Source organism: Enterobacter sp. I4 (assembly GCF_022669095.1).
GTDB classification, from domain to species: domain Bacteria; phylum Pseudomonadota; class Gammaproteobacteria; order Enterobacterales; family Enterobacteriaceae; genus Enterobacter; species Enterobacter pasteurii.
Genome location: NZ_JALBUO010000002.1, coordinates 1275091 through 1297624, shown reverse-complemented (window position 1 = coordinate 1297624; position 22534 = coordinate 1275091). Strand labels below are relative to the sequence as shown.

21 protein-coding genes are annotated in these 22534 nt (G+C 54.3%); 6 read left to right on the top strand and 15 right to left on the bottom strand.

The features are described from left to right. Positions 1-40 precede the first annotated feature (40 nt). Positions 41-1129: an AAA family ATPase gene (locus tag MOQ06_RS18490; protein WP_242174328.1), complete on the top strand. Its 1089-nt coding sequence runs from the start codon at positions 41-43 to the stop codon at positions 1127-1129. 28 nt (positions 1130-1157) lie between these two features. Here MOQ06_RS18490 and MOQ06_RS18485 read toward each other — a convergent pair whose 3' ends face one another. The 14 genes from MOQ06_RS18485 to MOQ06_RS18420 all read right to left on the bottom strand — a co-directional run bounded on the left by MOQ06_RS18485 (position 1158) and on the right by MOQ06_RS18420 (position 15365). Further along, positions 1158-2111: a helix-turn-helix domain-containing protein gene (locus tag MOQ06_RS18485; protein WP_193355412.1), complete on the bottom strand. Its 954-nt coding sequence runs from the start codon at positions 2109-2111 to the stop codon at positions 1158-1160. 25 nt (positions 2112-2136) lie between these two features. Then, positions 2137-2916: an MBL fold metallo-hydrolase gene (locus MOQ06_RS18480; protein ID WP_242174326.1), complete on the bottom strand. Its 780-nt coding sequence runs from the start codon at positions 2914-2916 to the stop codon at positions 2137-2139. 89 nt (positions 2917-3005) lie between these two features. Then, complete coding sequence (locus MOQ06_RS18475; RefSeq protein WP_148420415.1) at positions 3006-4256, bottom strand: HlyD family efflux transporter periplasmic adaptor subunit; 1251 nt, start codon at positions 4254-4256, stop codon at positions 3006-3008. Between the two features lie 6 nt (positions 4257-4262). Further along, positions 4263-5012 carry a hypothetical protein gene (locus MOQ06_RS18470; protein ID WP_242174324.1) on the bottom strand — a complete coding sequence of 250 codons (750 nt, stop codon included), beginning with the start codon at positions 5010-5012 and terminating at the stop codon, positions 4263-4265. Further along, positions 5009-7105 carry a peptidase domain-containing ABC transporter gene (locus MOQ06_RS18465; RefSeq protein ID WP_242174323.1) on the bottom strand — a complete coding sequence of 699 codons (2097 nt, stop codon included), beginning with the start codon at positions 7103-7105 and terminating at the stop codon, positions 5009-5011. Before MOQ06_RS18465 ends, MOQ06_RS18470 begins: the two co-directional genes overlap by 4 nt. 67 nt (positions 7106-7172) lie before the next feature. Further along, positions 7173-7358: a hypothetical protein gene (locus MOQ06_RS18460; protein ID WP_148420412.1), complete on the bottom strand. Its 186-nt coding sequence runs from the start codon at positions 7356-7358 to the stop codon at positions 7173-7175. A gap of 23 nt (positions 7359-7381) precedes the next feature. After that, positions 7382-7576: a hypothetical protein gene (locus tag MOQ06_RS18455; RefSeq protein WP_013094846.1), complete on the bottom strand. Its 195-nt coding sequence runs from the start codon at positions 7574-7576 to the stop codon at positions 7382-7384. Positions 7577-7649: 73 nt separating this feature from the next. Beyond that, the gene (locus tag MOQ06_RS18450) at positions 7650-8303 is read right to left on the bottom strand and encodes a hypothetical protein (protein WP_148420411.1); all 654 of its coding nucleotides are present in this window, start codon (positions 8301-8303) and stop codon (positions 7650-7652) included. A 6-nt stretch (positions 8304-8309) separates the two neighbouring features. Next, positions 8310-9905, bottom strand: a complete 1596-nt coding sequence (locus tag MOQ06_RS18445) for a receptor (RefSeq protein WP_148420410.1) — start codon at positions 9903-9905, stop codon at positions 8310-8312. After that, positions 9883-12477 (bottom strand): CS1-pili formation C-terminal domain-containing protein, encoded by a 2595-nt coding sequence (locus tag MOQ06_RS18440; RefSeq protein WP_242174321.1) that lies wholly within the window; start codon positions 12475-12477, stop codon positions 9883-9885. Before MOQ06_RS18440 ends, MOQ06_RS18445 begins: the two co-directional genes overlap by 23 nt. A gap of 6 nt (positions 12478-12483) precedes the next feature. Then, on the bottom strand, positions 12484-13161 hold the full coding sequence (locus MOQ06_RS18435) for a pilus assembly protein (RefSeq protein ID WP_176609095.1): 678 nt from the start codon (positions 13159-13161) through the stop codon (positions 12484-12486). Positions 13162-13206: 45 nt separating this feature from the next. Further along, positions 13207-13830: a common pilus major fimbrillin subunit EcpA gene (locus tag MOQ06_RS18430; protein ID WP_148420407.1), complete on the bottom strand. Its 624-nt coding sequence runs from the start codon at positions 13828-13830 to the stop codon at positions 13207-13209. A 227-nt stretch (positions 13831-14057) separates the two neighbouring features. Continuing rightward, positions 14058-14528, bottom strand: coding sequence for a hypothetical protein (locus tag MOQ06_RS18425; protein WP_148420406.1), 471 nt, complete (start codon positions 14526-14528; stop codon positions 14058-14060). Between the two features lie 18 nt (positions 14529-14546). Beyond that, positions 14547-15365 carry a winged helix-turn-helix domain-containing protein gene (locus MOQ06_RS18420; protein ID WP_242174318.1) on the bottom strand — a complete coding sequence of 273 codons (819 nt, stop codon included), beginning with the start codon at positions 15363-15365 and terminating at the stop codon, positions 14547-14549. 374 nt (positions 15366-15739) lie between these two features. On the opposite strand from MOQ06_RS18420, the gene MOQ06_RS18415 reads away from it, so the two are divergent. Genes MOQ06_RS18415 through MOQ06_RS18400 form a run of 4 tightly spaced genes read left to right on the top strand, consistent with a single transcriptional unit; the run spans position 15740 to position 20657 of the window. Then, positions 15740-16324, top strand: a complete 585-nt coding sequence (locus MOQ06_RS18415) for a fimbrial protein (protein WP_148420404.1) — start codon at positions 15740-15742, stop codon at positions 16322-16324. Between the two features lie 52 nt (positions 16325-16376). After that, the gene (locus MOQ06_RS18410; RefSeq protein WP_148420403.1) at positions 16377-17069 is read left to right on the top strand and encodes a molecular chaperone; all 693 of its coding nucleotides are present in this window, start codon (positions 16377-16379) and stop codon (positions 17067-17069) included. Positions 17070-17084: 15 nt separating this feature from the next. Further along, positions 17085-19577, top strand: a complete 2493-nt coding sequence (locus tag MOQ06_RS18405; RefSeq protein ID WP_242174316.1) for a fimbria/pilus outer membrane usher protein — start codon at positions 17085-17087, stop codon at positions 19575-19577. Positions 19578-19592: 15 nt separating this feature from the next. Continuing rightward, the gene (locus MOQ06_RS18400) at positions 19593-20657 is read left to right on the top strand and encodes a fimbrial protein (protein WP_242174314.1); all 1065 of its coding nucleotides are present in this window, start codon (positions 19593-19595) and stop codon (positions 20655-20657) included. A 19-nt stretch (positions 20658-20676) separates the two neighbouring features. On the opposite strand, the gene MOQ06_RS18395 is transcribed toward MOQ06_RS18400, so the two are convergent. Then, complete coding sequence (locus tag MOQ06_RS18395) at positions 20677-21312, bottom strand: LuxR C-terminal-related transcriptional regulator (RefSeq protein WP_148420482.1); 636 nt, start codon at positions 21310-21312, stop codon at positions 20677-20679. A 573-nt stretch (positions 21313-21885) separates the two neighbouring features. On the opposite strand from MOQ06_RS18395, the gene MOQ06_RS18390 reads away from it, so the two are divergent. After that, the gene (locus MOQ06_RS18390) at positions 21886-22506 is read left to right on the top strand and encodes a LuxR C-terminal-related transcriptional regulator (protein WP_148420400.1); all 621 of its coding nucleotides are present in this window, start codon (positions 21886-21888) and stop codon (positions 22504-22506) included. Positions 22507-22534 lie beyond the last annotated feature (28 nt).

Here is a 22534-nt window from a genome sequence, read left to right as displayed (position 1 = left end):
TAACTATATACAGGTTAAGACAGCACCGCGGAGTAAACCGATGATCAACACCCTGCATATTCAAAACTACCGCTCGATTCGCGACATGTCGCTGGAGCTGGAACAGCTCAACATTGTTTTCGGCCCCAACGGCACCGGGAAATCCAATATTTATAAGGCCATTTACCTGATGCACAGCGCGGCGCAGGGGCAATTTTCCCAGGCACTGGCGAACGAGGGGGGCATTTTGAAGGTGTTCTGGGCGGGTCAAACCCGTAGCGATCGGCTGCGGCGCATGAACCTGGCGGTGGAAACCGAAACCTATGAGTACGAACTCCAGGTCGGGTTTGTGGAAAAGCTGCCTTACCCCTCGCAGTTTCAGCTCGATCCGGTGATCAAAGAGGAGTCTATCTGGCTGAGCGGCCAGCACCGTCGCCCGTCGTCACAGCTGATGAAGCGCAGAAATCAGGCGGTCTTTCTCAATAACGTTCATCATGAAAAAGTGACCCACAGCGGCACGCTGTATGAGAACGAATCCGTATTCGGGCAGCTCGGTGAACCGCACCTCTACCCGGAAGTGTCGCAGATGCGCGAGTCCCTGCGTAACTGGCGCTTTTATCATGAGTTTTCCGTCTCATCCGGCTCGGCGATCCGCGCGCCGCAGGTGGGCTTTCGCTCCCCGGTGCTGGCCAGCGACGGCGCGAACCTTGCCGCCGCGTTTCAGACCATTGTCGAAATCGGCGACGAACTGCTGCTGATGCGCATCCTCGACCAGGCCTTCCCCGGCTGTGTGTTTTACAGCGACAACACCGGCGGACGCTTTCGCATGATGATGCAGCGCGAGGGCTTAAGCCGCCCGCTGGAACCGGCAGAGTTCTCCGACGGCACCCTGCGCTTCCTGTGCCTGGCGGTGGCGTTACTCAGCCCGCGTCCACCGGCCTTTATCGCCCTCAACGAGCCGGAAAACAGCCTGCACCCGCAGATGCTGCCCGCGCTGGCAAGCCTCATTGCCGAGGCCAGCCGCTACTCGCAGATCTGGCTCACCAGCCACTCGCCGCAGCTGGCACAGCTAATTGAAAAGCACCGGTCGTTTTCGCTGTATCAGCTGTCGATGGTGGAGGGCGAAACGCGGATGGAGTGGTTGGGGTAGTTGCCAGGTGACGTTACGTTTACCTGGCCTACAGGCGAGTGCGGAACGTCTTACGCCACTCCGCCGGGCTGACGCCAAAGCGCGCCTTAAACTGCTGCCGGTACGTCACCGCTGATAAAAACCCCACCTGCTCGGCGACGTTTTCGATGGGCAGATTGCCGGACTCCAGCAGGATCTGGCTGCGCCGCAGGCGCTCGGCGGTAAGCCAGTCGGCCACGCTCATCCCCGTGGCCTTGCTGAAATGGCGGGTTAGCGTCCGGCGGCTCATCGAGACGATTTCCGCCAGCGAATCCAGATTGTGCGGTTCGGCAATGTGCTGCTGGAGGTAGTCAATCAGACAGTTGATCCGCCCGTCGCGGGTATCCTTCGGCACCGGCTGCGCAATAAACTGCGCCTGCCCGCCCTCGCGGTGCGGCGGCACGATCATCCGGCGGGCAATCTGATTGGCGACCACGCTGCCAAAGCGCTGGCGGATGATATACAAACAGCAGTCCAGCGCGGCGGCGGTACCCGCTGAGGTAATAATATTGCCGTCAGCAACATAGAGGGCGTTGATATCCAGCCGGACCTGCGGAAAGAGCGACTGAAACTGGCGTTCAAACTCCCAGTGGGTGGCGGCCCGCTTGCCATCAAGGATGCCCGCATAGCCCAGCACGAACGCGCCCAGGCACAGCCCGACGATTTCTGCCCCGTTGTTTCGGGCCTGAATCAGGCTGTCGATCAAGGCCTGGGGCGGACGTTCAAGAACGTGCTGCCAGTAAGGCACCACCACGATATCCGCTTGCCCCAGGGCAGTAAAATCCTGCGTCGCATTCAGTGCAAAACCGTCATTTGAGGTCAACATGCCGGGTTTTTCGGCGCAAATTGTCACGTTAAAGCGCTTTTCACCCGACACCGTATCGCCGAACAGAATGCAGGGAACGGAGTAGTGGAACGGGCTAAACCCGTCCACCGCGACGATAGCAACGTTGATGAGTGGCATCTGTCTCTCCTTTCCTTTCAGAGGCTCAGAATATAACGGTTTCGCCGTCCTGGGGAATGCTTACCGCGTCACCGATCTGATTGGCTTCAGCGTACTCGCGCAGCGCGCGGCGGGTCAGCAGGCAATGGTTAATGGCCTCCATATGGGTCGCCACAATTTTCGCCTGAGGCAGCAGGAAATGCACGTTAAGCAGGTCTTCCTGCCCCATGATGATCGGCCCGAAGCCGATGACGTGGGCATAACCGGCGTTGAGCACGACGACATCCGGCTGGTGCTTTTGCAGATCGGCCGCAACCTCATCGCGCCAGATCGTATCTCCGGCAATATAGAGCGTTTTTTCGTCGGGATGGCGTAATACCACTCCGCAGGCTTCGCCCAGCCGTTCCGCCAGCTCCGGAACGGCGTAGGCGCGATCGGTTCCGTGCTGGCCGCCGTGGGTTTTCGCTACGCGGATATCGCCAAACGACGTTTCATCGGTCATGACCGTCAGGTTGTTAAATCCCTGGCCGCGCAGCAGCGCGGCGTCGCTATCATTTTGCACGTAGATCGGCTTATCTTTGGCGATCAGCTCAACGGCGTGCCGATCCCAGTGATCGTCATGGGTATGGGTGACGATCACGGCGTCGGCATCCAGCAGCGTATGAACGTCGACCGGAAGCTCGACCATCGGGTTGCGAATATCCGCGCGCGCCGTGCCGGGAAAGCCCGGATAAGCGCCCTTCGGGGCCAGCATCGGATCGATTAAAAAACGTTTTCCCGCATAGGTAATCAGCTGGGTGGCATTGCGTATTTGGGTGATGTTCATGGGCTATCCTCCGGTTGGTATGAGAAGGAGAATAGCCGCATGCTGTCGTTTAAAATGTGGGTTACAGGGCGATGATCGATGAAATCGGGTCAATCGATAAACCGCTTGCGCACCCTTTCCAGCGGAGCAATCAGCAGATTGATAAGCGGCTTACGATCGATAACGATATCGGCGTTAACCGTCATCCCGCCCATCAGCATGCGCTTTTTCTTGTCCGGATCGGTAAACCAGGAGGGAACGCGCACTTTGGCCAGGTAGTAGTTTTGCCCTTCCTGCAGCGGGATCAGCGCCGAATGGGCATCAATGTTTACCTCATAGAAATCGGACAGCGTTGCCTCCACCGATCCGTATTTGTCCACGGGCCAGGAGTCAAAGCGCAGCTTGACCTTATCGCCTTTCGCCACGCGCCCCACCCCCGTTGCCGGAACATAAAGGTACCCCTCCATCGTGGCCGCGGTATTTTTACGGATCACCACCACCACCTCGCTGTTTTGCGTAATGGCCCGGCCGGGCGGGAAGTTTATCGCCACCACGTAGCCATCCGCAGGGGCAAGCATGGCCATGGTCGAACTGCCCCGGCTGGACAGGTTACGGTCGATTTCGCTGATGCGGTTTTTCACGTACAGCTGCTCCTCGCTCAGGGAGTCGATTTGCGACTGGGTGCTGTCGGTCAGGCTGGTTTTGCGCGCCTCAAGCTCAAGGATCGTGCTCTCCTCCAGCGTCAGGTTGAGCTGCGCGTTGAGCACATCGTTGTGGCTTTTATCGAGGTCCACTTTAGAAACATAGCCCTTTCCGGAGACAGATTTCCACGCCTGGTAGGTGTCGGTGCTGTTTTTAAGCAGCGCGCGCAGCTTTTTCACCTTATCGCGGGAAACGGCTATCTGCCGGTCGGTAAGGCTCAGCTGCTGGGCCAGGTTTTTGCGGTACGACGCAATAGAATCCTCAATAGCCTGAATGCGCTGCTCGCTGCGCTTTTTCTCGGCTTCCATCTGCTGGCGGTCAAACTGCACCACCGAGCCCTGCTTGCCGCCGTAGTCCTGCGACACGGTGAACAGCGGATCGTTTTCCTTCACGTACTGGCCCGGGCGCACGGCAAAATCAACCAGCGTACCGGACTCCCGGGCGCGCACTTCGACATCGCCCTGAGCCGGGATCAGCACCCCGCGAGCCAGCGTGGTTTCCGAAAAATTAAAGACAATCGCAAAGACCAGCAGGCAGAGAAAAAAGGAGATGAACAGCGCCAGCACGGTTTTCAGCCGCGGCGCGTTGATGTGGTAACTTTTTGAGAAGTGGTGCGGGATCAGCGCCCGACGCTGTCGGCTTCGGTTTTTTAATTTCACGATATGTCATCCATGATAAATCACTGAAAGATCGTCCCATGCACTCCAGAGCGTGGGGGTTTTGTGCAGCGCGTTTAGCGTGTCGGTGGCCGCCTGACGGTAATCCTCCGGCGCATACGCCTGGCTTTCCAGCCCAAATTCCGCCGAGTGCAGCGAGCAGACGGGCAGAAGCGTGCGGATACGGTAGCCATAGCGCGATAAAAAGCGCGTTGAGACATCCGTTAACCCTGCCTTTTGATCGCCCGCCTGAGTCGTAAACAGCGGCGCGTCCGGCAGGCGTTCGTCCATCAGCAGCACCGTCACCAGGCGATGGGGGGCGAAAAACGAACCGGCGCGCCGTTCTTCATGTGCCGCCATGAGCTTATGCAGCGCGGGGTGGCGGGTAATTAACTGAAAGCGTACATCCTCTGGCGCGGTGGCGAGCAGCGCATCCACGATCAGACCAAAGCCCGCCCAGCGCATCCCCAGAAGCAGGGTGCGGGGCGAGCTGTAGAACGCCTGCGCCTGCGTCCACTGCGCGACATAGGCGTGCAGATCGAAGCGGACGTTGCGTCGCCATAGCGCGGGCGGAAAGATCTGCTCCACAAAGTTAAAACCGCTCAGCTCATGGGCGTTCTGGTGCAGGAAATCAGCCGGGACGTCGGCCTCCGGGCAGCGCATAAACTGGCTATAGTTTTGGGCGATCCGGTTTGCCAGTAGGGTGCGCCCGGCCTGACGCGCGCAGAGTCGGGCATAGAGGCGCGGCAGAAACATCATTGCTCACTCTCCCGCAGGGTTCCGTTTTCCATGGTATAGAGACGCCCGTGGCAGCCCACCACATCCGGCGAGTGGGTGACAAACACCAGGCCAATCCCCAGGCTTCGCAGGTTCGCCAGCACCTTTTGCGCGGTCGTCTTATCCAGGTTCGCCGTCACTTCGTCGCAGAGCAGCAGCTTCGGCTGGCTGTACAGGGCGCGCGCCAGAACCAGCCGCTGCATCTCTCCGGCGGAGAAAAAGGTGTTCCCCGGCAGCATTTCCGTTTCGTAGCCGTGCGGCAGGCGGGCAACGACGTGGTCCACCTCAGCCAGCCGGCACGCGGCAATGACCCGATCTTTATCCGGCGCGCTGTCAAAGCAGGCGATGTTGTCCAGAATCGAGCCGGTGAAGAGAATATCGTCCGCATGTACGATGCGGATATGCTGGCGCAGCGAGGAGAGATCGCACTCCTCAACGGGGATCTTATTGATCCGCAGCGTGCCTGACGACGCCAGCAGCATGCCGGAGATCAAACGCAGCAGCGTGGTTTTCCCCGACCCGCTCTGACCAACAATGACCGCCTCTTCGCCCTGCTGCAGGGTCATGTTGATATGCTGTAGCGTGGCCTCCCGGCCAGGATAGGCAAACGACACGTCCTCAAACTGCAGACAGACCGGCGAGGTCACTATCCGCTTACCAAACTGGCTGGTCTCTGAAGGGGCGAACAGCAGGTCGCCCACGCGATCCAGCGGCCCCTTCAGGGCATTTTTGTCCAGCAGCTTTTGCGCCACCTGCACCATGGCGTCTGAAAAATAGCGTTTGTAGCTGATGTAGGCGTACAGCATCCCGATACTCATCTGCCCTTCCAGAATCAGCCACGCGCCAAAGCACACCACCAGCAGCTGTTCGGCATTGATCACCAGCAGCGAGGCCACGTCAAAGCGGGCCAGCAGCCGCTCTTTTCGCATCAGCCCGGCAATGTGTTCGCGCTGGGATTTATCCATCACCGCGTCCCGGGCCTGCTCCATGTTGTTCGCCTTGAGCGTGATGATCCCTTTCTGCGTCTCCACCAGCAGGGATTCATACTGGGCGGTGCGCTCGATGGAGTCATCCACCGCGCGCTGGTAAGGGCCAATCAGCGAAAAGCGGATCAGGAAAAACACGCCCATCAGCAGCATCGTCAGCACCGCAATTTTGACGTTGTAGAGCAGCATAAACAGCAGGCTGGTGACGGCGATCAGGCTGGAAAAGAGAATTTGCACGTAGCCATTGCTGATGAACTCCGCGCAGGCGTGGAGTGATTTTTCAATGGCCAGCACGATGCCCGGCGGACGCGAGCGGAACCAGCTGGTCTGGGTGCGTAGCATGTAGTGCCGCACGGACTGGCTCAAGTCGTCATAGGCAATGTTACGCATCAGGATCTCAAGCAGCTGCTTGAGGAATTTACCGATGACTTCAAAGATAAAGACGATAGCGAAGATAGCGGTGAGCAATATCACCAGATCGCTGTCGCTGCGGGAAATAGCCTCATCCATGATCAGCTGTACGTAGGTGGGGCTCGCCAGCATGGTGATGAGGGTAAAGATACAGAGCACAAACAGCAGCAGCTGGCGCTGGAACAGGCTCGGAGATTTATTGGCCAGGCGCCCGAGGGTCAGCTTTTCATCCGGAGATTTCTTTTCGAAACACGGCGTGGGCTTAAGCTCAAGGACATAGCCGGAAAAGAGTTTTTCCGCCTCTTTCAGACGGTAGCGGCGCACGCCGCTGGCGGGATCGTGGACGGTCACGCTGCGGCTGTCGATCTTCACGATCACCACGAAATGGTTACCGCGCCAGAAGGCGATGAGCGGCAGCTCAGACGTTTCTATTTCAGTGATTTCGCCTTTTAGCACCCGGCCGGACATATTTTTATCGCTGGCAAGGGTCATCAATTCCGCCATTGAGGTTCCCGCATCGGCGGAAACGGAAATCTCCCGGCGAAGCTGGCTGACAGAGACATGGTGCTCGTAGTGCCCCAGCACCATCGCCAGGCAGGCCAGCCCACATTCGGTAAATTCATGCTGGCGAATAACAGGAGTCTTACCCTGTTTTTTATACTGAAAGAGCGAAAACATAATTATCCGTGGCTGAAATAAAAAAATGGCCCGGCAATGCGGGCCATGCGTACAACGTTCTTCACGCTTATGCGCTGAAGAAACCGCCGATGAAGCCGCCCACCAGGCCGAATACGCCGCCGATGGTGCCGCCCAGCGCGCCTAACATCTGGCTGCCCGCGTTATAGCCTGCGCTTGCGCCCTGAATAGCGGCCGCAAACGGATCCCAACCACCGATGATGTCCTGTGCTTTTTTGAAATCGATAACTTGCATGATACTTTTCCTGTAAACGTGAATTAGTTGTAGCTACCAACCAGCGCGCCCAGGAAGCCCATTGCGCCACCCAGAATTCCGCCAACCACACCGCCAACCATGCCCATGATGCTCGCGCCGGTGTCGTAACCCAGCTGTGCACCCTTAACCAGACCAGCGAACGGGTTTAACGCGCCACCGATAATATCTTTCGCTTCTACGAATGAAATCGCTTTCATTTTTTTCTCCTGTAGTTATGGATCTTTAGCGTATTGCTAAAGGCTAATTTCCTTTTATGAAGGAAAGCGGTTGCTACGGGCAGGTGGTAAGCGGAATGATTTTATTTCCATAAATAATCATCCGCTTTGCGGCCTGTCCGGCATTATCTATTTCCAGCCGGTGTCCCGGAGGGATATATTTTGAATTGTTATATTGCGTGCTGCATCCGACCGAGGAAACATATTTGAAATAGGTATTCCCGGTATTACTCACCACCCCGTTGCTAAACGCATAATCAAAATGTCGGGTCCAGGGACGAACAATCAAAATCGCCTCAAGCGAGACCACCACATCCGACTGGATGCGCTGGCCTTTGCGCGTGACAACCTTTGCCTGGAGCGGCGTCTCGGTGAATTTTACGCGATAATATCGCTCTTTATTGTCGTGCGGGCCGGTATAGTAAAATTTAAACCCTGCCCGCTCGCCGCTCCCCAACGTTAATTGCTTTGGCGAATACATGACTTCGCCATCTTTTATTTCAGTCTCTTTTCCCTTCTCTTTGGGAACGTCTACCTGGATAAGCGAGACGGTATAATTCTGGCGCTCGCTGGTATCATTTTTTATGGGCTGAAAAACAACTTCTTTCTCAGGCAGAAAATCAATATTCAGACTTTCGATAATTAAAGCATTTGCCCCTGTGGAAATGAAGCAATTTATTGCAAAAATAGCCAGGAATTTTGCAGTCATGGTTGATTAATTCCAGGATGCACTAACATCTATTCTTCCCTGCGCGGTAACTTCGCCAAACCAGCTATTTCCGTCGTAGGTGGTTTTCGAGACCGGGTTGTCCATAACAAACTGCAACACCAGCGGCGTTTTCCATAGCCACATATCGGTCACGCCGGAGCTCATTTTGTCCCACTCTTCCGGGTGCGTAGCAGGCGCGGGGATCGGCAGCACTTCGCCCTTACAGTTATGCGCCATGCTCGCCTGGCTTTTCCCCACCAGCACGTTGCCCGGAATGGGAACCGTAAAACCGTTGCCGCTGAAGGCGCAGTAGTCCACCCCGTTCAGGCTTTGGGTTGGCCCGGTTACTTTTACCGTCACCGCGATCGCCGCATCTTTTTGCGCGCCGCTGTAGGTGATGGTGTAGGGGATCTCAATCGGCGTTTCGCCTATGGTGCCTTTTCCGGAGCCGCCCAGACCGTCAGGATCGAGGGTGTAGTCCGGGTTATCGGGCACAATTTCCAGACCCGGCTCGATAGGGTTAATCACCAGTCCGCCGCCGGGCTGGAAGCAAAAGTCCGCCGCCAGCGAGCTGTTGCCTGGCGTCAGGCACAGGCTGACGATATTGCCGATGCTGCTGCCGTCCCCCGCCTGCGCCACGCTCAAAATCAACGCCTTTGGCAAAAAGATCTTAAGGTACGCTTTGCCGCCGTTTTTCTGCGGCGCCGCGAGGAACGTGTTCGCCAGCACGCGCGTATCGCTCAGGATGCCGCCGGAGATGCTGTACCAGGTGTTTTCATCGAAGGTCAGCTCTGCGGCAAGCCCGGTACCGCCGTTCATGTGCGTTTGCAGCACGCTGTTTACGCGGGAGGAGGTGAGCGCCAGCCCCCCGTTGTAGCCGGAGATATCTTCACCAATAAAGGTGTACTCGAGCAGGTCGCACAGCACGCCAGACACCGTGTTACGCGTGTATTTTGTGCAGGTGGCCCCCGTCGATCCGTCGATAATCGTCACTTCGCCGCTGATCGGGTCAATCCCCAGGTTAAGCGCCCTGGAGTTAGTCATCGTCAGCGTGCCCACCTTGTGAAGCGTATTGGTGGTGGTGACCTTGTTGATGGAGCTGATTTGCGGCGTGGAGGTGATGGTCACCTCATCGCCTGGCGCGGCGTTGAGCAGATAGTTGAAGAACGGATCGCCCAATACCCAGCGGCCGTAAGACGTGCCGGGCTCCATCACCGGAGGCTTCACCACCATCGACGTGTCGGTATAGCTGGTCGTCGGGGTGTAGCCCGCGGTGCCGCAGGACGAACACGCTGTCCCCTTAAAGAACGGCGAGGCGCTTGAGCCGGTCACCGAAAAGTCGATGGTCAGCGCGCTGCCTGCCGGACCGTTGAAGCTGTTGTCCGGTATGTAGGTGGCGATCCCGTTATTCGTTTTCGCGCTCAGCGTCGGCCACTCGCGCGAACCGTGTAAAAACGCGGTCGAGGTGCTGTTAAGGCTAAACAGCCCGGCGCTGTTTCCCGTGCCGTCGTTATCCGGGTTATTGATGGCGAAGTAGGGCAACTCCTGCGCACAGGCCGCCGCGCTCATCAGCAGCAAATTAAGAGCGAATATCTTTTTCATCGTCACGTTCCAGCGTTCCTTTTGCTTCCTGCCAGACGAAATCGCCTTTATTACAGGAGATGTCCCCGAGCCACAGCGCGCCGCGGTTAGACTCAATATCCAGACGCACCTCGCAGACGCTATCGTCCGGTGTGGCAATACTCAGGACAGGGTTGTTCTTATCAACGTCAATCACAAAGCGTCCGTCGTTTTCCGTACGGGTCAGACCGACGTGGTTTTTGATTTGCGTGGCGCCAATCGGGTTACCGTTTGCATCAACGAGACGACCAAACAGGGTGACGATTTTCTTCACCTGCGGCTTCATCACCACCGTATTGCCCGGATAGACGGTGATATGGCGACGCGCGTTCGCGCCAATCTCATAGCTTTCCGTACCGGTTTCACTGTTCATCACCTCCAGGTCATAAGCCTGGTATGCCGGCAGCGACAGCCAGGTTTTATCCCCTTTGATGCGTTCCGCACGCCCATTAAGCTTCAGCGTCAGGGCTTCATCCGACTTAAGGCCGGTGCTGACGATCACCCCTGCGCTTTCGGTGCCTTTCCCGGCGGCGATCGCCTCTTTGGACCAGCCCACGCTGCCGTCGCTGGTCAGCGTGGAGTTCCAGCCTTTGCTCATGCCGCTCTGGACGCTAAGAATGTTGCTGTTCCACGGCGTGTCGAAATTCACGCTGCCGCCGCCGCTTACGCTGCGATCCTGGCGGCTGTTGAAGGCCTTCGAGACGTTGGCCGTGGCCGACTTCAGGTAATCGCCCTCAAACTGGCGGCTGGCGCTGACGTTCAGCGCCGTACCGGTATCACGATTGTGGGAGACCCCAACCGATACGGTGTTTCCGATCGGTATGGCGAAATCGAGCATCACATAACGATCTTTCTCCTCGTAATAGCCGTCGTATTTGTTCCGCGACATCCCCACGCGCAGGCGCGCCGTGCCGTAGCGACCGGCGTAAAGCCCCTGGGAGTAATCCAGCTGGTAGCGTTTATAGCGATAAAGGTCGTCTTCCTGGCGCATCACGCTCAGGTTGCCCGCAGAGGGCAACCCGAACGACGGCAGGCTGAACGAGGCGCCCCAGGTGTTGCCCTTGCTCTCATAGATGTCGAGGAACTTCCCGCTGGAGAGCTGTTCATGGGAGTACCAGACCGAACCGATCTGCCACGGCAGGCTGAGGTTCGCGCCGTAGTTGGCGCGGTACGTCCCGTCGGACGCGGCCATGGTCTGGGTATTAACCGAGAAATAGCCCGTCAGGTTCAGGGAGGCCCACATCTCGCCGACGATGTGTTCCCGCATCATGTAGGTGGAGGCATTCCAGTCGACCATCCCGCTGCGCTTGCTGAACGAGGCCCCCACCAGCGACATGGTGTCTTTATGTTTGGTGTCGTAATCGTAGTAGTACGTGTTGTCCTGCTCGTTTTTGCGCTTCGCGTATTTTTTATAGTTAACGACGGACTTATCGCGGCTATACATCCCGCCCCACATCTGCCAGCGCAGCGTTTCCGACACGTTGCTGGAGAACGGCTTATTTACGGTGTACATGCTGCGCGACACGGTGCGGCTGCCGCTTACCACTTCGACTTCGATGCTGTAGATCCCGTAGGGCAGGCTGCTGGTGTCAATTTCATGGTTGCCGACGTCAAAGCGCTGGATGCCGATAAGCTGCCCGTCCCGACGAATGCGGGCCTCGCCCGCCGTAGGGAAGTAGACCACTACCGGCGTCAGGGAGAGCGTGTTATCGCGCTTGCGCGAGTTGGCCTGGTTACCCATGGAGACGCCATAGACCTCACCGCCGGAAATACCGCTGACGCTTGCCAGGGACTGCATTGCCCAGCCGTTCAGCATGCCTGCGGCGTAGCGCATCCCCTGATAATCGCGCTCCCACATGACCGCGTTCATCTGGGTGTCGCTGCTGCTCTCGTTGACGTAGCCAGAGCCGTCGATCAGCAGGTGATCGACGCCCATCGAGATCCAGTTTTTGGCATTCAGATAGCCGGATGACCAGCTTTCGCCGTAGCCGCTCTCGGTGTGATACGCCCCAAGGTTGTAGGAGAATGTCCCGCTCAGGTCGTCGGACGTCGGGGCATCAGTATCCACCTCACGCGGACGAATATTCACCCCGTAGTCGCTCTTCGACAGGTTCAGCAGCAGGCGCATTTTTTTCTGATCCAGCTGGAACGCTGAACCCGCGCTTACCGGAATGCGCATCTGGTCATCAAACTGCTTATCGTTAATGCTTTGCAGCAGCGTCCGCATCTCTTTTGAGAGGCGGATGCCGTTATCAGACTCCTGAACCTGAACGTCCCTCAGCCCCAGCTTGCGATCTTTAGCAAAGAGCGTCACGTCACCGATACGCACGTATTCGCTCGCCGTGCCTTCGCGATTCCCTTGTTGCGCTGCATGAGGACGCGCATTCACCAGATAGACGGGAATTTTGATCCCCTGCTCCAGCAATCCATAAAGCGAGTCGGGAAAACGGTAATTAGCGATAACCACGGAGCTTGAGGCTGCGTACGCGAGCGCGGGCAGCGTGCCGGATGCGCAAGCCATCATTACCGGCAACACTAATTTATTTTTCACCATGCATCCTTACTTAACAGGAATGAACTGTTTCAGGTCCCATATTCCGAGATGAAAATGGTTATCCGTAATGTTGATATCCTCGATAGCGCGCGAGGTTTCCGGCATCAGGTAGAAGTTTTTGGTACACGGCGTTGTCGGGGATTCCGGATTCGGCTTCAGGCAGGTCCCGGTCGCGTTGACGCGAAAAGAGGTGTTACCTTTATTGGTTATTTTTCCCGCCACGTAGACGAAATCGATTTTCTTATCCCGGGGCTGTACCACCAGAATGGTGCTCACCACCGCGCGCGTCATGCCCGTGCCGTATTTTGGCGAACCGTTGTCCACCTCTTCGCTCACCCCCTCATCCGTGAAGGTGATACGGTAGTAACGCTCTTTATTGTCGGCATTACCGTGATAGTAAAATTTGACAATATTGCTGGTACCGGCGGGCATCACCATGCGTGTCGGCGTCAGCAACAGCTCGTCTACTTTCTCCGGGTTAATCACAACACCTTCATCCATCGGGCTGCTGATCCGCTGTGCGCGAACAGAAACAATACGCACGCTGTCTGCTTCGTTTTTTATTTCCTTGGCGGTGGAGTCAGCGTTCGCTGGAATAATGGTGGTGACTTTTCCCACATTAATGGCCAGCGCGGAGGAAGAAATAAACAATAAAAATAAGAAGGCGGATTTGAGGTTAAACATGCTATTTCCCTAAACAGGGGCTTGCGCCCCTGGATCGATCAGGCCTTAGCCCCAGGTTGCGCGGAACGCAACAGAAACGGTACCTTCCCACAGGCTGTTGGTCAGGTCTTTGAACTCTTTCGCGGTACCCGCGTTGTCCTGAGCGGAGTCAACGTAGAAGACGAATTTGTCCTGTCCGGTGATTTCGGTATCAGCCACAGCGCCAGCGCTGGTGGTCAGGTTCCACAGGCCAGAAGACACGCCGGTGTTGGAAGAGGAATCAACCAGCGTGGTCCATGAGGTAGATTTTGCGCCCACGGTGCCACCGATAGAGCCCAGGTCGTTACCGCCCCAACGCGCGCCCACTTTCAGCTTGGTCGCCTCACCGCCCACGCTGAACAGGGTGTTGTTTGAATCGTCGAGGATAGCTTCGAGCTTAAAGCTGGTCGCCGTAGAGTGATCGCCACGGATAGCCACGTCAAAAAGACCGGTATCGGTGTTGAAAGATTTGGTATTGGCGCTGTAAACAAAGTTCAAAGCACGCGTTGGCGTAACCACCAGATCGGATTCGCTGTCTTTGGTTGCGGTTGCCTGCCAGGTGGCAGAAGCGGTCGTTTCTGCAGCATTAACTGCACTCAGGGCAGAAACAGACAGCAGGGAGCCCAGAACGATAGCGTTCAGTTTGTTCATTTATTTAGTCCTTCAAAAAAGAATCCACATGTATAAAAAGGGGAGCCCCTTTTTCGAGGCGGAGTATAGACAGCCGCAAAATAACGAGGCAATACAGAAAAATTCACTCAGCGATAAGCAACAATAAAAAGAGAAATAAATTCCCCGTATCTTATTGTTACATATTGAGTAAATTAGTCTTTTTTTTGGCGATAGATAAATATCGATTTTTTCATCGAAGCGAAATATCAGGATGTTGGCACGGCCACGCACATCATTACAGGTAAAACCAGCCCCTTAATTAACCACGCTTGTTTTTTGACGCTGGTAATATAGAAGAAGTTGATATTATCAAGTAACATTTCGTTTACAACACCGTCGGGTGCCATATCGTCTTCAGATTTATTCAGCTTTTTATCCTTGATATAAAAAATATTACTTCCGTCGACCTTTTCCACGCTGAGCGTGTAATTCCTGTCGATCAGATAGCTTTTGCCCTCTTTCTTCAGTACGCCTTTATGGATAACCGTCACCATATCTTTACTGTTAAACAAGAAGAGCGTGGTTAATGACATATCGGTTGAATCACCCGTGGAATAGGTTTTCCAGGAAATCGTATCTGACTGGCAGCCAAATCCTTCGTCCTGGGTTCTCGTTAAATAGACCCATACCAGCGTGATAACAGACAGCAGTAGTACGATACCGAACATTACACTCATTTTAGTCCTTGACATATTTTAACTCCCGGTCAGGCTTCTGTAAGAAATGCAATTCTTATAATCGTCGATACTGTCCTGTTGATAACAGATAGCCAGAAAATAATTTTCCATCTGCGACTTTTTAAACCTGGAATAGTAAGCGTCCGCAACTTGATGCTGGCAGTCGATATGCTGCTTCGCAATGACCTCTTTTACGTGATTAAAGTAGTGCTGTCGCGGCTGGAACATATTCTTATCGATTAGGTATACCGTACACCGGTCCACTTTACCGAGCAGATGCATATCAGAATCATTCATGCTGTCGGCATAGGACACGCGCTGGTGCAGCAGAAATATGACGGCGCCGATAACCAGCACCAGCACCAGCACCAGCATGCCCAGCGAAATTAAGAGCGCGGGCATCGTTATTATTCGCTTAGGCGGATCCGCATCTTTCTTATGCAGTAAAGCGTCGTTCACTTCAGATGCAGATTGTTCGTTAAGAGCGGGAACAACCGGCGGCCTGACCGTGTGATGCTCAATATGCGCGGCAAGGCTGAAGCCCTTGCCGCGTATGGTTTTTATCAGTAAAGGATCGCACCCTAACGTACGAAAGGCTTTTCTGATTTCACTTATGGCAACATTCAGGCTCACTGAAGAGCCGGAGAAACCGTGATCCTCCCAAACCTTTTTTATCAGGTCGTCTCTGTCGAGCGTTTTACCATTATTGATAATAAGTTCATAAAGCAGACGTCCCGCCTGGTTAGATAACTTAATGGAAGACTCCTCTTCTCCATTAATCATGATCATGCCGGTGTCTACTTCATAAAGCATTGTGAGATCAATGAGATACTTCATATTATTATTACGCCATTGTTAAATTTTTGTGCATTTGCCAGGCAATAATAAGTCTAAAGTTTGTGTGGTCAAGTCGCGTGATATTAATTGAGAGACGAATTCATAAAGCTTCATTAATTAACGATTATTAAATCATTAATAAATTTCTTCCAACATGAACATTTAGGTTAAAACTTTAAGAAAAACGAATCCTCAAGATTATAATCTTAAATATTAGAATATGTTGGAATAATGTTTCGCTATGTACATTTTTAGTGCAACATAATATCGTCAAAGCATCCTCCCGAGTCGCTAAGCGTCTGGCCGGTGTGTCAGGGAGATGTGCAGCCGATGAACATTCTTTTTAAATAAAACAAATCTTTATGGAGTTTATCATGTTCAAATCGATCATGACCGTATCTATGCTGGCCGCAGCAATCGCTTCTACCAGCGCTGTGGCTGCAGACAATTCTGCGGGTGGTGTCATTAACTTTACCGGCGCAATTACCGATACAACCTGTACCATTAACGGCGGAAAAAGCGCGGACTTCACCGTTGCGCTTTCTCCTATTTCGGTAAAAGATGCCGGCACGACGGTTGGCCTGATCACTAAAAATAAAAAATCCATCGCGCTGACGTTCTCAGGTTGTTCACCTGCCGCGGGCACCACCGGCACGCCGCTGAAAGTCTATTTCTCAAGCGCGGATAATATCTCTACCGACGGCAAATACCTGCTGAATAACACGGTTAACGAAAACGATACCAGCGTTGCGCGTAACGTTGGTTTTGCGTTAGTGAAGCCAGGGTCGTCTACGCCTATTGCCCTGAACCAGGCTTACACCACCGATATTATGGGTACGGCGACCGCGCCGGATTCTGAAACCCTGACGCTGGACGTTTATTACTACAAAACCAACGCGGCTGCCGCAACGGTGGGTGAATTAAGCTCCAACGTTACCTATACCATTTCCTACCTGTAATATTAATTATTCAGGCTCTGTTTTCGCAGAGCCTGTATTGAAGGTTGCAATCATGCGTAAGGCAATTTTGCTGGCAGGCCTGCTGCTCAGCACGGGTCACTCATGGGCCAATATTGTCATTAATGGCACCCGTGTCCTTTATCCAGAAAATAATAAAGAGGTAATTGTCCAGTTAATGAATACGGGCGATGCGCCCGCTCTGGTACAGTCCTGGATAGACGATGGCGATATTAATTCAACGCCGGAAACAGCAAACGTGCCGTTTCTGCTTTCGCCACCGGTAATAAAGGTCAGCGAACATAATGGTCAACAGCTTCGCATTAAGAAGCTTCCGTCCAGCTTGCCTGCGGATCGCGAATCCGTCTTTTTCCTGAACGTTCTCGACATTCCGCCAAAGCCTGAAAATTTGCAAAATCAGAATACCGTACAGCTGGCCATTAAATCACGCATCAAGCTGTTTTATCGGCCCGCTGCGCTCAACGGCACGCTGGAAGACGCGGTGGCAAAACTGACGCTCGCCGCCGACGGGGATCGCTTCCGCATTACGAATAACAGTCCGTACCATATTACCGTCGCCAATATTTCACTGGGTAAAACGAAATTACTCCAGGAGTCCCCGATGGTTTCCCCGTTCGGGCAGCTGACGGTTACCGCAAAGCAGACGGTTAAGCGCGGACAGCGCTTCCAGCTGATGTATGTAGACGATCTCGGCGCGTATAAAACCCGGACTATCACCAGTCAGTGATCGGAAAGACTCACCATGAAAATGAAACAAAACAGACTCTGTCTGCTGGCAGTCTGCTCGCTTCTGCTTACGCATAAATCAGGGGCCGTCTCGTTTGATCCCTCCCTGCTTGCTGGCGCATCCGGTGAGTCCGATCTGTCTCGCTTTTCCGAAAACAACGTCATGCCTGCCGGCAATCAGGAGATGGACATCTACGTGAACGGCAGCTGGAAGGGGCGATATACCGTGGTCTACGGCGAGCAGCGTGATGACATCCGCCTCGCCTGGAAAGATGCCCGGACGCTTGGCATCAACACCGCGTCCGTTCCCGCGCCCGCCATTGCTAATGGACAGGTCCAGCTGCGCGATTTGGTTCAGGGCGGCGACGTGAAAACCGATACCGGCACCCTGAGCCTGGCGCTCACCGTTCCCCAGGCGGCGGTACTACATACTGAAGAAGGGTACATTGCCCCGCAGTTCTGGGATGAGGGGATACCGGCGCTGATGCTGTCGTGGAACACGACCTGGTACAACACCCGCGCGAAGGGCGCAGCGAAAGATACAAACGATGATTTTTATGCCGGGCTGGATTCCGGCGCAAACCTGTTCGGCTGGCAGTTTCGCGACAGCAGCACCTGGCGGAAAACGGCCAGCGGAGAGAGCAACTGGCAGAACAATACCCGCTATCTGCGCCGTCCCCTGGCCTCGCTGAAGTCCAACCTGACGCTGGGTGATTTTTATATTCCGGGCGATCTGTTTGATTCGCTTCGCGTGCGCGGCGCGTCGCTGGCATCGGACATGAAGATGCGCCCAAATTCACAGCAGGGATTTTCGCCGGTGGTTCACGGCGTTGCGCGGACTAACGCCCTGGTGAAGGTTATCCAGAACGGCAACGTGATCTATCAGGAAAACGTTCCGCCGGGCCAGTTTACGCTCGACAGCATTCAGCCTACCGGTTCCGCGGGCGATCTGCTGGTCGTGGTACGCGAAGCCGATGGTTCCCGGCAGTCCTTCACGGTGCCGTTTTCCGCCGTGCCCGGCATGCTAAAAGAGGGCGTGAGCCAGTACAGCGTGGTGGCGGGCAAGGTGCATCAGAACACGCTCGACGCCGAACCCGCCTTTCTGCAGGCCACGCTGCGCTACGGGTTTAACAACCTCATCACCGGGTATACCGGGACGATTTTTAGCGATAACTACCAGGCCGGGCTTGTCGGTACCGGGTGGAACCTTCCCTTTGGTGCCGTCTCGTTCGACGTCACCCACGCAAAAACGACCCTACAGGATCGCTCCAGCAGCGGTCAGAGCTATCGCGTGTCGTACAGCAAATTTATCGATACCACCGCCACCAACTTCACGCTGGCGGCCTATCGCTATTCCACTAAAGGCTATTACAGCTTCAGCGACGCGCTCTATTCACGTGAAGGTTATCAGCGCCTGAGAGCGCAGTACGACAATTACGAAGAGCGGTTTGGCGTTGCGCCCGACATGTCGCTGAGCACCTGGGATGCCCTGCGCGCGGCGCAGCCCAAAAACACCTTCACGCTTAACCTTAACCAGCGACTGCTCGATAACTGGGGCACGGTGTTTATCTCCGGCACGCAGCGCGATTACTGGAATTCGCAGCAAACCTCACGCGAATATCAGATGGGCTATTCCAACGCGATTGGCCGCGCCAGCTACACCGTATCGGCCAGCCGGGTACGTAATAATGATAGCGAACAAGAGACCCGCGTTTACCTCTCCCTCAGCCTGCCGTTCTCGCTGTTTGATAACAATGCGTGGATCACCTCCAGCCTGACGGCCAGCGATTCGCATTACGAGCAGAGCAATATCAGCATGAGCGGAAACGCGATGGCGTCGAACCGCCTGAGCTATACCCTCTCCGGCAGCAACGCGCGCGGTGGGAAAAACGCGGCGAGCGTGAACGCGGCGTATCGTTCTAACTTTGCGACGCTGGGCGGCTCTTACAGCGAATCTTCCGACTATCGCCAGACCGGGCTCAGCGGGCGCGGAAGCCTGGTGGCCTTCCCGTGGCACGTTCTCGCCTCAAACGAAACCGGCACAACCATGACTATTGTGGATGCGCCTAAGGCCGAGGGGCTGATGGTGAACGGCGATGAAAGTATTGTGACCAACCGCGACGGCGTGGCGCTGGTGCCTTACGCCACCCCGTATCGTAAAAACGCCATTACGTTAACTGAAACGGAAAACAGCGCTGGCGCGGAAGTGATCGGCAACATGGCGAACGTGGCTCCCTACGACGGGGCGGTGAGCTATGTCCGCTTTGAAACCGACAAACGCCAGTCGTGGGTGCTTCGCGCGGCGCGTGCCGACGGTAAGCCCCTGCCATTCGGGACCGAAGTCCTGGACGAGCACGGTGGATCCGTCGGGTATGTCGGCCAGGCCAGCGTGCTTTATATCCGCGCTGAACAGCCGCCACGCGCGCTCAACGTGCATCTTCGCGGCGGTAAATGCGAAATTTCCGCGCCGGCATGGGGGCTGGACGGCCCGCCATCGGTCTGCCAATAATTACGGATTATCAATATGATACGTTTATTTGTTTTCCTGCTTCTTTCCAGTATCAGCGGGTTGAGCTATGCCACCTGCTCCGGCAGCAGCATCGTCTATGGCACGCCCATTTCGGTCGATTTATCGGATAAGCTGAGCCCCGCCACGCCGACCTGGACCGGAAGCTTTACCACGCAGTACAGCGGCACCTTCAACTGCACGACGGGCAACAGCCAGTTTTCATACACGCCTATCCTGTCGACCGACAGCCAATACGCCACCATACTCGGGTTCAGCAATAACAAGTATATGGTGCGGGCGGAGATCACCAATCCTCCGGCCAATAAAACGCTGGCCGCCAGCGGAAGCCATACGGCGGCCGAGCTGAACACGCCGTTTACGGTTCGCTTCACCCTCGTTAGCCAGAGCGGCACCACGCTTACGGGCGATACGGCGAACATGAGCGACGTTCTGTTCGTCAGCGATATGAGCGGATTGTCGTTTCTGGAAATCGTCCTCTGGCCAATCAATCAGGTCATCAAAATCGCCCAGTGGTTATTCAGCGGGTTCAAGTGGCCTTACGACAATCGCGATATGTTCGGTCAGCCGATGATCATCAAATATGCGCCGAAGCTGACCACCTGTTCGTTTGATAACGCGGGACTGACCGTGGCGCTTCCGACGCTCGGCATTCCCCAACTCAGCGCATCCTCCCAGCCGGGGCTGACGCCTTTTTCACTCAACATGAGCTGCCAGAACGTGGGGGTTAACGGGAATTCCGACCGGACAATCGAGATGTTCCTCTCCAGCACGCAGCTGCTGTCAACCGACAATTCGGTGCTGATTGACGGCAGCAGCGGCGCGGCGCAGGGCGTTGGGCTACGGCTGATCAAACGTGATGCCCCACAAACGCCGGTCGCCTTCTCCACCTCCACCACCAGCCGCGGTAACGCCACGATGCTTTTCAGCGTGGCGGCCGGCGCGGCCCTGAGCGAACATTTCACTATACCTATGGCGGCGTACTATTACGCGTGGGCACCCGCTCAGTTAGGCCAGGGCAAGATCAATACCTCGGCTACGCTGAATATTATCTATCCCTGACGGGACCCGTGCGGGCAGGCTACTCCTCCATTTTTCCAACCGTATGCAGATACTTAATCAGTTCGCTATGGTTGGAAAGATTCAGCTTTTTCATCGCATTGTGCTTCTGCGTGGCAATAGTGCTGACGGAGCGGTTGCGGTGACGGGCAATTTCAGTCGTTGAAAAACCCTCCACGATAAGATGAAGTACCTCCCACTCTCTGGCTGAAAGAATGGAACGCGATCGCGAACCTGCCCGCATTGCCTGCCTGAGCCAGGAAGAGATCAGCGGTTTTGGCATTTCCGTCATGAGTAACGCGGGTATCTCCTTCTTCAGTTCTGAAAACTCATCCTGCTGGCTGATGGTCAGCTCAAATTTCATCTGTAGCACTTTTTTTAACAGCCCGTACGGCAGTTCGGGCACCAGAAGCACCCGCCTGACGTTATGCGTTTTGCATAAGGCGGTGAAACGGCTGCTGACTTCAGTGCTCCACTCCTTATGATTCAGCAGATAATTAAATTCGGTTAAAAAAATATCCACACCATTATCAGCAACGGCTGCCAGTGCCTGTTCAGTGGAATCGACCAGATTAATTTTCAACACGTAATCGGGTAAAAGGTCATGCAGCGCCTGGAATATTATCTCTTTAAAGATATTTATTTTGTAAAACACCATTACTCTTACGATACGTTCAGTATTAATCATGTCATTTCTAAATTATCGTGACCGGAGGAAAAGGATAATAGTTTATGTCCTCACCACTCTCAACCTCTACGCGCCAGGATTTTATCCTTCTCGTGACTAAAATTCTGAACGAGTACATTAAATTTATAGAAAATATTCTATTTTATTCTGCAAGCTTCTCACGCCTGAATGGCCAGACCTGCAAATAATCCTGCCGGGATCACAGAACCACGTACAAGGACGGTATCAAAACCGTTGAAAAACCGTGAGTTAGACACATTAAAAACCACCCCAATGGTTATTAAGCTCTAATTTTCAGAATAAAAAGCTGCCGTGAATATTATTAGAAGATTAAAACAATTACATTTATCATTAAAACCGTTTTTCAATTTTATCTTTTGTTAATAACAGGCAGTAGCTTTACTCAACAGTTTGTATTGGCTTACATTGATGCCATCGCACAACACTATTTAAACGGTGTTCACTACTCTTTGTGTAATAAGAAATTGCGCGTCCGCCAGTTTCTCTTATACGGACTGTTTACTCAGCGAAAGGAGAATGCCAATGCAAAATAAAAAAACAATTCATGTTGCTGTTGTCGACAGCTGCGAATTCACGATGATTGGCCTGCAATCGCTTGGAAAGCGTGAGCCTGATGAAAAGCACGATGTTATTTTCCATGGATTCACCCATATCGAAGAGCTTGCAAATTGCGAACAGCTTTTTGATATCATCATTTATGATCCATTGAATACGCGTCATTTCAGGGTGACAACCAATGACGACATTCTCTGTATTAAACAACAGCAAAAAACGGCGAAGATCTATATTTATTCGCTGTCTGCGGGCTATTTAAAATTCAAGCACGTTGATGGCGTCATCAGCAAAAGGGTTTCCCTGGGCGATATCAAAGCGCTGTGGCAAATACTGATGAGCCAGACGCCGCAGGAATCGGGCCGCTATAACGTCGGCATGACAACCCGTTTACGCACGCCGGCAAGGCTGTCCAGCGAGGAAGCCAGCGTACTGCGCGGCTACTCCTGTAATCTTAAAACCAAGCAAATTGCCCGGCAGCTGGGCTGCAACGTCAGGCTCGTTTATTTCTATAAAAACAATGCCATGAATAAGCTAAAAGCTGTGCGCGGCCCGTCTTTTTATCAAAGCATTCGCTGGATCCTGAATTAAGTGTGTGACCGTGTGTCGTTTGCCTTTT